This is a genomic window from Cellulomonas endophytica, from assembly GCF_004123805.1.
GTDB lineage: Bacteria > Actinomycetota > Actinomycetes > Actinomycetales > Cellulomonadaceae > Cellulomonas > Cellulomonas endophytica.
In genome coordinates this window covers 128,012-140,180 of the sequence record NZ_RWJX01000003.1, presented here as the reverse complement: position 1 = coordinate 140,180, position 12,169 = coordinate 128,012, and the positions used below count along the sequence as shown (strand labels likewise).

The window sequence follows — 12,169 nt, the reverse complement described above, 5'->3', positions numbered from 1 at the left end:
GTGCAGCAGGGTGGTGGCGGGCAGGACGACGTCGACGCGCACGGGCACGGCCTGGGCGGTGGCCTGGCCGGTGGTGCGTTCGACGAGCAGGTCGGCCATGAGCTGCCCGCGCGAGCGGGTGTCCCCGGTGGCGCGGGCGGTGTCGGCGGCCCGCTGCAGGGACGCCAGGACGCCGACGCCCTGGGCCACGGCAGCAGCGCGGTCAGGTAGGTCATCGCGTCCGGGGCGGGCCGCATGCTCACGGACCGGTCGGCGCGGGCGCGGGAGCGGCGGCGGACCAGGGCGGCGGGGTCCAGCTCGGCCGCGCGTCGGCGGGCGGCGGCGACCAGCCGGCGGGTGCCGAGCCCGTCCAGGCGGTCCAGGTCGGCGCACAGCTCGGCGTCCACCCGGGCCCGGTCCTCGCGCTCGAGGCACGCGGTCTCGCGGACCAGCACGGTGGTCCGCCACTCGTCCAACGCCCCGGCACGCAGGGCGGCGGCGGTGCAGGGCATCTCCGTCAGCGCCTTCGCGGTGCCCAGGAGCACCTGCCCGCGGTGGGGGGAGACGCGGCGGGCGATGCCCAGCTGGGCGGCCACGCCCTGCCCGCGCCGGGCGGCCGGGACCCCGAGCACGGCGTGCCGCCGGCGCTCCTCCGCCTCGAGCGCCACGGCCAGGTCGGCCTGCACCGCGCACGCGGCGGACTGCAGGTCCTCGAGCGCCCGCACCAGCTCCCACCCGGTCGTCCCCAGCGTGCCGACGGAGCAGGGAGCGGTGTCGACGAGCCGGTCCCGATGAGCCCGGACCGCGGCGAGCAGCACGGCGACCCGCGCCGCGCCCACCTCGCCCGTCCCCGTCATCCCGCCACCGTAGGACCGACCACCGACACGACCTCCGCACCGCGACAGGGCAGGGGAGGTCCTGCCCCCGCGTCCCGGGGAGGAGCGGAGAAGGAGCAGAGAAGGAGCAGGGGAGGAGCAGAGGCGCCCCGTACAGCACTCCCGCGACCGGGCGGGTGCGCACGGCGGGGCGCGCGACGGACGACCTCGCCGTGGACGGGCGGGCGGGGGTGTCGGGGGGCGCCGCTAGGCTCCCGGGCCGTGGAGATCCTCGTCGTCGGGACCGGGGCGCGCGAGCACGCGCTCGTCCGTGCGCTGTCGCAGGACCCGGCCGTCACGGCGGTGCACGCCGCCCCGGGCAACCCCGGCATCGGCGCGCTCGCGACCCTGCACCCCCTGGACCCGCTCGACGGCGCGGCGGTCGCGGACCTCGCGGTGCGGCTCGGGGTCGGGCTCGTGGTGGTCGGCCCGGAGGCGCCCCTCGTCGCCGGCGTGGCGGACGCGGTGCGTGCGGCGGGGATCCCGGTCTTCGGGCCGTCGGCGCAGGCGGCACGGCTCGAGGGCTCCAAGGCCTTCGCCAAGGAGGTCATGGCGGCCGCGGACGTGCCGACGGCCCGTGCGCTCGTCGCGGAGGACCTGCCCGCGCTGGCCGCCGCGCTCGACCGGCTGGGCGCGCCCTACGTGGTCAAGGACGACGGCCTGGCGGCGGGCAAGGGCGTCGTGGTGACGTCCGACCGCGACGCGGCGCTCGCGCACGGGGAGGCCTGCCTCACGACCGGCGGCGGGCGGGTGGTCGTCGAGGAGTACCTCGACGGGCCCGAGATCAGCCTCTTCGTGCTCAGCGACGGCACGGACGTCGTGCCGCTCGTGCCGGCGCAGGACTTCAAGCGTGCGCACGACCGGGACGAGGGCCCGAACACCGGCGGCATGGGCGCCTACTCGCCGCTGCCGTGGGCGCCGACGACCCTCGTCGACGACGTGCTGCGGGAGGTGGCCCGGCCGACGGTGGCCGAGATGGCCCGTCGCGGCACCCCCTTCGTCGGCGTCCTCTACTGCGGCCTCGCGCTCACGTGGCGCGGCCTGCAGGTCGTCGAGTTCAACGCCCGCTTCGGGGACCCGGAGACGCAGGTCGTCCTCGCGCGCCTGGCCACCCCGCTCGCCGGGGTGCTCCTCGCGGCCGCGACGGGCGGGCTCGGCGCCCTCCCGCCGCTGGAGTGGCGCGACGAGGCCGCGGTGACCGTGGTCGTCGCGGCGCACGGGTACCCGGGGACCGTGCGGTCGGGCGACCCGGTCACGGGCCTGGACGAGGCGGAGCAGGTGCCGGGCGTCCACGTCCTGCACGCCGGCACCGCGACCGACGGCGGGCGCCTCGTCGCCTCCGGCGGCCGCGTGCTGTCGGTCGTCGCCACGGGGGGCACGCTCACGGAGGCACGGGCGGCGGCGTACGCGGGGGTCGAGAGGGTGCACCTGCCGGGCTCGCACCACCGCGGCGACATCGCGCTCACCGCGGCGGCGTCGGAGGATGACGACCGGTAGGACCGGGCGGCGCCCGGGGACCGACGACGAGGGGACGTGGCGATGGGCAGCACGGAGACGTTGACCTGGGGCGGCGGCGCGTGGGGCGGGGACCCCGCCGACGAGCCGAGCCTCACCGTCGAGGTGCACGACAGCGACCTCGCCACGGTGACGTACCGGCCCGCGCCGGAGGGGCTCGGGCGCTTCTACCTGGGCTTCCAGCCGCGCGACTACTACGACGACCCCGCGGAGAGCGCGCCGGTCGACCTCGAGGCCGAGGCGGCGGCGTTCGCGGCGTGGGCGGAGGGGATCGGCGCGGACGACGTGCGGCCCTCGGAGGTCCGGGCGCTCCTGGCGGAGGAGGGCGTGGAGGACCCGCCGGACGTCTTCGTCGAGGAGACCGTCGACCGGCTGCTGCGGCTCGTCGGGCTGCCCGTGCCGGACGGCCTGCACGACGCCGAGCTCGGCTGAGGAACACTGTCGCGGTGAGCACCGGCCGACCGACGCCCCCGCCCGCCGCCGACCTCGCGCAGGCCCCGGCCACGCTCCCCGGGTGGCGCCACGCGTACTCGGGCAAGGTGCGCGACCTGTACGAGCCCGACGGCACGGACGCGGGCCGCGCGCTCGTCGCGGAGCACGGCGACGTGGTGCTCGTGGTCGCGACCGACCGGGTCTCCGCCTACGACCACGTCCTGTCCCCGGGCATCCCGGGCAAGGGCGTCGTGCTCACGCAGCTGAGCCTGTGGTGGTTCGAGCAGCTCTCGGACCTCGTGCCGCACCACGTGGTGAGCACCGACGTGCCCGCGGCCGTCGCGGGCCGGGCCATGGTCTGCCGCCGGCTGGCGATGTTCCCCGTCGAGTGCGTCGCCCGCGGCTACCTCACGGGGTCCGGCCTGGCGGAGTACCAGGCCACGGGCGCGGTCACCGGGATCGCGCTGCCGCCGGGCCTCGTCGACGGGTCCCGCCTCCCGGAGCCGGTCTTCACGCCGGCGACGAAGGCCGCCGTGGGCGAGCACGACGAGAACGTGCCGTTCGAGGTCGTCGCCGCGACGGTGGGCGCCGACCTGGCCGAGGCGCTGCGCGCGCTGACGCTGGCCGTCTACGCCCGGGCCGAGGGCATCGCCCGCGAGCGGGGCGTGCTGCTGGCCGACACGAAGCTCGAGTTCGGCACGGACCCCGTGACCGGGGCGGTCACGCTCGGCGACGAGGTGCTCACCCCCGACTCCTCCCGGTTCTGGGACGCGAGCGGCTGGCACCCCGGCGGCCCGCAGCCGAGCTTCGACAAGCAGTTCGTGCGCGACTGGCTCACCTCGTCGGCCTCGGGGTGGGACCGCGCGGGCGACGCCGCCCCGCCCGCCCTGCCGGACGACGTCGTCGCGCGCACCCGCGAGCGCTACCTCGAGGCCTACACGCGCCTGACGGGACGCTCGCTCGACCTGTGACGGGGGTGTGAGCACCACGGTGTGACGGACGCCCGGTCCGGGACGCGGGGGAGGAAGGTTAGGCTGCCCTCAGTCCGCCGACGTCGTCGGCGCCCGTCCGCCCGCACCGACAGGGAGCCCCACCGTGCGCCACCTCCGCCGCACCGCGGCCGCCGGCCTCGCCGCCGCCACCGCGCTCGTCCTCGCCGCCTGCGGCGGCACCGACGCCGGGGACGCCGCGGCGACGGCCTCCGGCGGCTCGGGGACCGCCGCCGCGGGCGCGTTCCCCGTCGAGATCGAGGGTGCGCTGGGCACGGCCGTCATCGAGGCGAGGCCGGAGCGCGTCGTCACCCTCGGGTGGGGCGCCGACGACATCGCCCTCGGCCTGGGTACCGTCCCGGTCGGCATCGAGGTCGACACCTGGGGGGGCGACGAGGACGGGTACCACCCGTGGTTCCGCGAGGCCGTCGAGGAGCAGGGCGCGGAGCTGCCCGAGACCATCGCGATGTACCCCGAGCTCGACGTCGACGCCGTCCTCGCGCTGGAGCCCGACCTCGTCCTCATGCCGCAGTCGGGCATCGAGCAGGACACGTACGACCAGCTGTCGGAGGTCGTGCCGGTGGTCGCCTACCCCGACGCGCCGTGGCAGACGTCGCTGGAGGACCAGGTCGAGATCGCGGCGACCGCCCTCGGCCTCCCGGACCGCGCGCAGCCGCTGCTCGACGAGCGCCGGGCCGCCATCGAGGCGGCGGCGGCCGAGCACCCCGAGCTCGCCGGCCTCACCTACGCCTACGTCTACGCCGGCACCCAGGCCGGCGCCCTGACCGTGTACATGCCCGGTGACACGCGGGTGTCGTTCCTGTCCGAGCTCGGGCTGGAGCTGGCCCCGTCGGCGGCGGCCCTCGAGCCCGACCCCGGCACCTTCGCCGCGACGCTGGGCCTGGAGAACGCCGACACGCTCTCGGACGCGCAGCTGCTGTTCACCTGGTTCAACGACAGGGCCGAGCAGGAGGCCACGGAGTCGCAGCCGCTGTTCGCGCAGATCCCGGCGGTCGCCTCGGGCGCGTACGTGCCCATGCTCGACCGCGCGCTCGGCATGGCGGTCACGACGGCCACGCCGCTCGGCATCCCGTGGGCGCTCGACGCCTACCTGCCGATGATCACGAGCGCGGCCGCGAACGTCTGACGGCACGCGCCGACGAGGGGCGGGTCCGGCGGTGGCCGCGACGGCGGCGCTCGGGGGACCGGTCGGGGCGGGTGCCCCGGCCGGTCCCCGGCGTGCCCCGCGCCACGGCCGGCCGGCGGCGCTGGCCCTCGGGCTGCTCGCCGCCCTCGCGCTCCTGGTGCTGGCCGTGGGGCTCAGCGTCGCCGTGGGGTCACGCAGCGTGCCGCTGGGCGCCGTGTGGTCGGCGCTCGTCGCCCCCGACGGGTCCTTCGTCAGCACCGTCGTCGCCTCGCGCGTGCCGCGGACGGTGCTGGGGCTGCTGGTGGGCGCCGCGCTCGCGGTGGCCGGCGCGCTCGTGCAGGGCCTCACCCGCAACCCCCTCGGCGACCCCGGCCTCCTGGGCGTCAACGCCGGGGCCGCCACGAGCGTCGTGCTCGTCAGCGCTCTCGTCGGCACGACGGCCGGGCGCACGCCGTGGGCCGCGGTGCCCGGTGCGCTGGCCGCGGCGGTCGTGGTGCACCTCGTCGGGGCGGGCGGTCGCTCGGTCTCGCCCGTGCGCCTCGTCCTCGCCGGTGCGGCCGTGAGCGCCGTGCTCGGCGCCGTCATCCAGAGCCTCGTGCTCGCGCGCCCCGAGACCTTCGACACCTACCGGTTCTGGGTCCTCGGCTCCCTCGCCGGGCGGACCCCGGAGGTCGTCGCGCAGGTCGCACCCTTCATCGCGGTGGGGCTCGTGCTGGCCCTGGTGCTCGCCCGCCCCCTGGACGCGCTCGCGCTCGGCGACGAGGCGGCGACCGCCCTGGGGCTGCGGCCCGGCCTCACGCGCGTCGTCGGGCTGCTCGCCGCGACGCTCCTCGTCGCGGGTGCGGTGGCGGCGGCCGGGCCCATCGCCTTCGTCGGGCTGGCCGTGCCGCACGTCGTGCGCGGCCTCACCGGTCCCGACCACCGCTGGCTCGTGCCCTACTGCGCGGTCCTCGGGCCCGTGCTGCTGCTCGGCTCGGACGTCGTCGGGCGCGTCGTCGCGCGGCCGGGCGAGATCGTCGTCGGCGCGGTGACGGCGTTCGTCGGCGCCCCGTTCCTCGTCGCCGCCGTCCGGCGCGGGCGGGTGGCGGGATGAGCGTGCTCGCGCGCCCGGCACCCCCGGGGTCGGTGGCGCCCCTGCAGAGGCCCGGCGGGGCGGGCCGGCGCCGGTCGGTGGTCGTCGTCGCCGCCGGGGTGGCCGTGACCCTGGCGACGGCCTTCGCGTCCCTGCTGCTCGGGCGGCTGGGCCTCACGCCGGGGGAGGTCCTCGACGTGCTCGGCGGCGGCGGCACCCGGATCCAGCGGTGGGCCGTCCTCACCGACCGCCTGCCGCGCGTGGCCGTCGGCGCGCTCGCCGGGGCGGCCTTCGCCGTGGCCGGCGCGCTGCTGCAGTCCGTGACCCGCAACCCCCTCGGCAGCCCCGACGTCATCGGGCTGGGCTCCGGCGCCGCGGCGGGGGCGGCCGCCGCCGGCCTCGTCTGGCCCGGGATCGTGCCCGTCCCGGTGGGGGCGCTCCTCGGCGCGGCCGTGGCCGTCGCCGCGGTGTGGCTCGGCACCGGGCGGGGCTTCGCCGCGCCGCTGCGCATGGTCGTCGCCGGGATCGCCGTCGGCGCGATGGCGCTGGCGCTCGTCGAGCTGGCGCTCGCCCGCGCCTCACGCGAGGACGCCCTCGACATCGCCACGTGGATCCACGGGTCGCTCGCCGCGCGGGGCCGGGAGGACGTGGCCGTCGTCGGGCTCGCCCTGCTCGTGCTGCTGCCCCTGGCCCTCGCGCTGAGCCGGCCGCTCGCCGCGGTCGAGATGGGCGACGACGTCGCGACGGGGCTCGGCGTGCCGCCGGGCCGGACGCGTGGCCTGGGCGTGGTGCTCGCCGTGGCGCTCACCGGTTCCGCGGTGAGCGTCGCGGGGCCGGTCGCCTTCGTCGCGCTCACGGCGCCGCAGATCGCCCGGCGCCTCACCGGCGCCACGGGCCCGGGGGTCGGGGCGGCCGCCGCCGTGGGGGCCGCCGTGCTCGTGCTGGCCGACCAGGTCGCGCAGCGCGCCGTGCCGGGCACGCCCTACCCCGTCGGGGTCGTCACCGGGGCCCTCGGCGGCGTCTACCTCGCCCTCCTGCTGGTCCGCGAGTGGCGGAGGTCCGCGGCATGAGCACCCCCGTCCCCGGCACCGTCGCTGCCGGCGGCCCCGTCGCCGGCGATGCCGCGCCCCTCGTCGCCGAGGGCGTCACGCTCGCCTACGACGGCGCCGACGTGGTGCACGACCTCACGCTGGCGGTGCCGCGGGCGTCGTTCACCGTCGTCATCGGGCCCAACGGCTGCGGCAAGTCCACGCTCCTGCGCGCGCTGGCCCGCACCCTGCGGCCGCGCTCGGGCCGGGTGCTCCTCGAGGGCCGGCCGATCGACGGGCTGCGGCCGAAGGAGGTCGCCCGCCGCCTGGCGCTCCTGCCGCAGAGCCCCGTGACGCCGGAGGCGATCACCGTCGCCGACCTCGTCGCGCGCGGGCGCTACCCCCACCAGCGGCTCCTGCGGCCGTGGTCCGCGTCGGACGCGGTCGCGGTGGCGGAGGCGATGGCGGCGACGGAGGTCGCCGACCTGGCGGCCCGGCCGGTCGCGGACCTGTCCGGGGGCCAGCGCCAGCGGGTCTGGCTGGCGATGGCGCTCGCGCAGGGCACGGACCTGCTCCTGCTCGACGAGCCGACGACCTACCTCGACATCGCCCACGGCGTGGAGGTCATGGACCTGCTGGCGCGGCTGCACGACGAGGGGCGCACGCTCGTCGCGGTGCTGCACGACCTCAACCAGGCGGCCCGGTACGCCACGCACCTCGTCGCGATGCGGGACGGCCGCGTCGTGGCGCAGGGGGCGCCGGAGGACGTCGTGACCGAGACGCTCGTGCACGAGGTGTTCGGGCTCGCGTGCCGGGTGGTGCCCGACCCCGAGACGGGGACGCCGCTCGTGGTGCCGCGGCGGCGCGCCCGGGGCTGACGGGGCTGACGGGGCTGACAGGGCTGACGCGGGCGCCGGGGGACGCTGCAGGGCTCAGCCCGCGCCGAGCGTCACGGCCGCCCGCACCAGGGCGGCGTTGTCCGGGGCCGGGGTGCCGTCGGGCAGCACGAGCACGTCCTCCAGCCCGGTGCGGGTGAGCACGCCGTGACGGACGGCGGCGCGCACCGCGGCCCAGGCGCCCGAGTCCTCGCCGTGCAGGAGCACCGGGACGGCCGCCCCCGGGGCGCCGCCGCGCGGCAGCGCCGCCAGGAGCGCCTCCGTCCGGGCGTCGACCTCGGCGGGCGGCACGTCGGGCGGCAGCTCGAGCAGGGCCCGGCGGCAGGCGGGGGCCAGCGGGGAGGCGGCCCACGACGTGACGGCGGCCTCGTGCCACAGGCCGGCGTCGACCTCGGTGCCCGCCTCGAGCAGCGCGCGGGCGACCGCCTCCGCGCCCGGCTCGTGCCAGTTCACCGAGGCGTGGGCCGGGCGGTGGGCCAGCGCCCCCCACGCGCGGACGGCGGCCGTGCGGCGGCCCGGGTCGGGCTCGGCCCACGCGCCCGTCGTGACGCCGACGGTCACCGCTGCGCCGGGGTCGGCGGCCAGGGCCGCGGCCACCGCTGCGAGGGTCTCCTCGAGCGCCGCCGCGTCGAGCGTGTCCGCCCCGGCGGCGTCCTTCACGTGCAGGTGCACGTCCGTCGCCCCGGCGTCGCGCACCGCGACGACGTCCCGGGCCAGCGCCGCGGGCGTCGTCGGCAGCGCGGGGTGCGCGCGGGGCCGGCGGGCTCCGTCGAGGCAGGCCTGCAGGGGTGTCACGCGGCCGCCAGGCCCTCGAAGGTGGCGCGCAGGGCCTCGTCGCCGGGCCCTTGCCCCGAGCCGCGGCTCGTGCCGAGGCCGGCGCGCAGGCACAGGGTGAGCAGCAGGCGCGCCTTGGCGCCCGTGAGCATCCCGCCCCACAGGACGCCGGCCGCGAGCAGGTCGATCTCGCCGCCGGGGTAGCCGTAGGTGCGGCGCAGCACGGGGCCGACACCGGCGCGGCTGCAGACGACCACGGGACCCCGCGCGAGCGCCGCGCGCACGTGCGGCACCGCGGCGGCCGCCACGTGGCCGCCGCCCATCCCCTCGACGACGACGCCCGCGTAGCCGAGGTCGGCGAGGGAGCCGAGGAGCCGCAGGTCGTCGCCCAGCCCCGTCCCGACGAGGGCGACCGCGGGCCACGCGCCACCCGGCGCGAGCGCGTCCGGCGGCACCCCGAGCACGGGCGCGGGCCCGGCGACGAGGGGCAGGTGGGGCACGCGCTCGTGCACGTGCCCGACGGGTCCCCAGGGCGCCGACGTGAAGGCCGACGTGTGCGTGGAGGACACCTTGCGCACGTGCCGGCCGGAGTGGACCGCGTCCGCGAAGGCGACGAGCACCCCGTGGCCGCGCGCGGCGGGGGAGGCGGCGACGTCCACGGCGGCGACGAGGTTCGCCGGCCCGTCCGTGCCCGGCGCCTCCCGGTCGCGCATCGCACCGGTGACGACCACCGGCACGTCCCGCGCCACCCCGAGGACGTCGAGCACGAACGCCGTCTCCTCCAGCGTGTCCGTGCCCTGCGACAGCACCACCCCGTCGACGCCCTCGGCGGCCGCGCGCCGGACCTCCCGGGCGACCGCCAGCACGTCGTCGAGCAGGAGCGAGGGCGAGGGCGCCAGGCGCAGCTCGCGCGGCACCAGGTCGACCCCGCCCAGCCACGGGGCCAGGTCCCCGGCGAGCAGCGCGGCGCCGGAGGTGGGGACGACGCCGGTGCCGGCGCCCCCGGGGGCCCGCGTCGAGCTGATCGTGCCGCCGAGCGTGAGGAGCTCGACCCGGGGCCGCCGCGTCACGCGAGGAGCCGCCGGACGTCGTCGCCGGAGGTCAGCGGCACCCACTCGGTCCGCGTGGGGACGGAGGCCGCGACGACGGCGCCGCCCTGCACGTCCGCCGCGACCAGCGGCCCGAGATCCAGGCCCGTCCGCGCCGCGACGTCCGCCACCGGCACCGTGAAGGTGCGGAAGGGGCCCAGCGGCGGGGCCGCGTCGGCGGCCTGGGCCCGGGCGCGCGCCTGCTCCAGCTCGTCCCCGTCGAGCAGGGGCTCCTGGTCGAGCACGAACGCGAGGGCGCGCAGCGCCCCGTCCTCCGCCCAGGCGGCGACCTTCCAGAAGAGCAGGGGGATCCCCACCCCGCGGTAGACCGGGTCGTCGTCGGCGAGCACGGGACCCGTGAGGACGACGAGGCGCCGCCGCTGCGCCCGGGCGTGCTCGAGGACGTGGTCCTCCAGTCCCACCCAGAGGTCCTCGCCCTGGTTGAAGCGGGCGGCCTGCGGTGCCGCGTTCGGGTAGAGGAACGTGTCGGCGTTCGCGCGGGCGGCCACCTCGGGCGGGCCCCACACCGGGTCGCGGCGGCGCACGAGGTGCCCGCGGTCGAGGTCGTTGCGGGCGTACAGCTCCGGGCCGGCCTGCTCGTCCTCCGGCACGCGGGGGTCGAGCCGCCAGTCGTCCCCGCGGGGCACCTCGACGAGGCCCGACCCGTCGACGTCGACGACGGTGGCGGCCGCGAGGCGCCGGACCGGGTCGAGCAGCACCGTGAAGTGCGTCGACGGCAGCGTGCGCACCGGCCGCGGCGGCACGGGCAGGGGCACCTCGGGGCCCAGGAACGCGGGGTCGTGGCCCGCCGGCGTCGTCCTGCTCGTGGTCTGCACGCCGTGCACGCTAGCGACGGCCCCCGACACGCGCCGGGGGTGGGGCCCGCCCTACCCCCACCGGGCGGCCCGCACCCGTGACCGCGCCACCCCCGGCCCGCCAGGATCGGGGCATGAGCACCCCGCCGTCCTCCCCGCCCCGCCCGCTGCCCCCGGGCGCGCCGCCGTCCACCGCCCCGGGGGGCGACGGCGCGGGGACCGCGCCCGCACCGGCCGCCGCACCGGCCACCGCAGCGGGCACCGCAGCGGGCACCGCACCGGCCACCCGCCGGGCCGCGTCCACCGCCGGGCGGCTGGGCCAGGACACGGCCTACGTCGCCACCGCGCTGCCGCTGGCGCTCGTCTCCTTCACCGTGCTCCTCGTCGGGCTGGTGCTGGCCCTGGGGCTGCTCGTCACGGTCCTGGGCCTGCCCGTCGGCGCGGCGACCCTCGGGGCGGCGGTGCTCCTGGGCGACGCGGAGCGGCGCCGGCTCGAGCTGCGCGGCACGCCGCTGGGGCCCCTGGAGCTCGCACCCGTCGCGGGCCGGGGGCTGCGGGGCGTGCTGCAGCGGCTCGCCGACCCGCGCCGCTGGGCCGCCCTGCTCCACGGCGTGGGCGCGCTCGTCGTGGCCCTCGTGACCTCTCCCGTGCTCGTCGCGTGGTGGGCGACGGCCCTCGGCGGGGTGACCTTCTGGTTCTGGGACCGCTGGCTGCCGCAGGAGCCGGGGACGGTCACGCTCGTCGACCTGCTCGACCTCCCGGTGACGGAGGCGCAGCTGTACGCCCTGGTCGGCCTCGTCGCCGCCCTCACCCTGGCCCCGGTGACCCGCGCCTGCGCGGCGCTGCACGCCGGGTGGGCGCGCCTCCTGCTCGTCGGTGCCTCCCGGCGGGCGCTGACCGCCCGCGTGGCGGAGCTCGGCGCCCGCGGGACCTCGGCGGCGGCCGCCGAGACGCAGGCGCTGCGCCGGCTCGAGCGCGACCTGCACGACGGCCCCCAGCAGCGGCTCGTGCGCCTCGGCATGGACCTGTCCGTGGCCGAGCGGCGCCTCGCCGACGACCCCGACGCCGCCCGCGCGCTGCTCGTCGAGGCCCGGCGGCAGACCGCGGAGACGCTGGCCGAGCTGCGGGCCCTCTCGCGCGGCATCGCGCCGCCCGTGCTGGTGGACCGCGGGCTCGAGGCGGCCGTGGTGGCCGTCGCGGGGCGGTGCACCGTGCCCGTCGCGGTGGAGGCGGTGCTGCCCGACGGGCGCCCGGCGCCGGCCGTGGAGCACGCCGCGTACTTCGTCGTGTGCGAGGCGCTGACGAACGTCGCCAAGCACGCGGGGGCGGCGACGGCCGCGGTGCGCCTGGGCCGCACGCCGGCCGGGCGGCTGCGGGTCGAGGTGCACGACGACGGCGTCGGGGGCGCGGCCGCGGCGAAGGGCCACGGGCTGGCGGGCCTCGGCGACCGCGTGGCCGGGCTCGGGGGGACGCTCGAGGTGCGCAGCCCCGCGGGCGGGCCGACGGTCCTCGTCGTCGAGCTGCCCTGGCAGGTCTAGGCGCCGGGCGGCCCCGGGACC

12 protein-coding genes are annotated in these 12,169 nt (G+C 78.9%); 8 read left to right on the top strand and 4 right to left on the bottom strand.

All coding sequences use genetic code 11. The features are described 5' to 3' along the window. Positions 1-836, bottom strand: an 836-nt coding sequence (locus EJA20_RS02005) for a 13E12 repeat family protein (protein WP_240674890.1), incomplete at its 3' end; no start/stop codon positions are given. A 240-nt stretch (positions 837-1,076) separates the two neighbouring features. On the opposite strand from EJA20_RS02005, the gene purD reads away from it, so the two are divergent. The 7 genes from purD (at position 1,077) to EJA20_RS01970 (ending at position 7,915) form a co-directional block, all read left to right on the top strand. Beyond that, entirely contained in the window at positions 1,077-2,351 is a 1,275-nt protein-coding gene (gene purD, locus EJA20_RS02000; protein WP_129336494.1) for a phosphoribosylamine--glycine ligase, read from the top strand. A 36-nt stretch (positions 2,352-2,387) separates the two neighbouring features. Next, on the top strand, positions 2,388-2,801 hold the full coding sequence (locus EJA20_RS01995; RefSeq protein ID WP_129336493.1) for a hypothetical protein: 414 nt from the start codon (positions 2,388-2,390) through the stop codon (positions 2,799-2,801). Between the two features lie 14 nt (positions 2,802-2,815). Beyond that, on the top strand, positions 2,816-3,772 hold the full coding sequence (locus tag EJA20_RS01990) for a phosphoribosylaminoimidazolesuccinocarboxamide synthase (RefSeq protein WP_129336492.1): 957 nt from the start codon (positions 2,816-2,818) through the stop codon (positions 3,770-3,772). Positions 3,773-3,896: 124 nt separating this feature from the next. After that, positions 3,897-4,937 carry an ABC transporter substrate-binding protein gene (locus EJA20_RS01985; RefSeq protein ID WP_129336491.1) on the top strand — a complete coding sequence of 347 codons (1,041 nt, stop codon included), beginning with the start codon at positions 3,897-3,899 and terminating at the stop codon, positions 4,935-4,937. Positions 4,938-4,968: 31 nt separating this feature from the next. Next, on the top strand, positions 4,969-6,030 hold the full coding sequence (locus EJA20_RS01980; protein WP_129336490.1) for a FecCD family ABC transporter permease: 1,062 nt from the start codon (positions 4,969-4,971) through the stop codon (positions 6,028-6,030). Next, the gene (locus EJA20_RS01975; RefSeq protein WP_129336489.1) at positions 6,027-7,079 is read left to right on the top strand and encodes a FecCD family ABC transporter permease; all 1,053 of its coding nucleotides are present in this window, start codon (positions 6,027-6,029) and stop codon (positions 7,077-7,079) included. Before EJA20_RS01980 ends, EJA20_RS01975 begins: the two co-directional genes overlap by 4 nt. Beyond that, entirely contained in the window at positions 7,076-7,915 is an 840-nt protein-coding gene (locus EJA20_RS01970) for an ABC transporter ATP-binding protein (protein ID WP_129336488.1), read from the top strand. The genes EJA20_RS01975 and EJA20_RS01970 overlap by 4 nt, the downstream gene beginning before the upstream one ends. Before the next feature lie 54 nt (positions 7,916-7,969). Here the strand turns inward: EJA20_RS01970 and EJA20_RS01965 are convergent, their stop codons facing one another. From EJA20_RS01965 to EJA20_RS01955, 3 genes are read right to left on the bottom strand one after another with little or no spacing between them, the layout of a single operon-like run. Beyond that, positions 7,970-8,728 carry a 3-keto-5-aminohexanoate cleavage protein gene (locus EJA20_RS01965; protein ID WP_164983797.1) on the bottom strand — a complete coding sequence of 253 codons (759 nt, stop codon included), beginning with the start codon at positions 8,726-8,728 and terminating at the stop codon, positions 7,970-7,972. Next, complete coding sequence (locus EJA20_RS01960) at positions 8,725-9,777, bottom strand: asparaginase (protein WP_129336487.1); 1,053 nt, start codon at positions 9,775-9,777, stop codon at positions 8,725-8,727. Before EJA20_RS01960 ends, EJA20_RS01965 begins: the two co-directional genes overlap by 4 nt. After that, on the bottom strand, positions 9,774-10,631 hold the full coding sequence (locus EJA20_RS01955) for a DNA/RNA non-specific endonuclease (RefSeq protein WP_240674888.1): 858 nt from the start codon (positions 10,629-10,631) through the stop codon (positions 9,774-9,776). The genes EJA20_RS01960 and EJA20_RS01955 overlap by 4 nt, the downstream gene beginning before the upstream one ends. Positions 10,632-10,744: 113 nt before the next feature. On the opposite strand from EJA20_RS01955, the gene EJA20_RS01950 reads away from it, so the two are divergent. Then, entirely contained in the window at positions 10,745-12,148 is a 1,404-nt protein-coding gene (locus EJA20_RS01950) for a sensor histidine kinase (RefSeq protein WP_129336486.1), read from the top strand. The last annotated feature ends 21 nt before the right edge of the window (positions 12,149-12,169 follow it).

What these genes read in the sequence shown, in the direction of transcription:
- EJA20_RS01975 (WP_129336489.1), top strand. Translation starts at nt 6,027, where the DNA reads ATGAGCGTGCTCGCGCGCCCGGCACCCCCGGGGTCGGTGGCGCCCCTG.
- EJA20_RS01970 (WP_129336488.1), top strand. Translation starts at nt 7,076, where the DNA reads ATGAGCACCCCCGTCCCCGGCACCGTCGCTGCCGGCGGCCCCGTCGCC.
- EJA20_RS01950 (WP_129336486.1), top strand. Translation starts at nt 10,745, where the DNA reads ATGAGCACCCCGCCGTCCTCCCCGCCCCGCCCGCTGCCCCCGGGCGCG.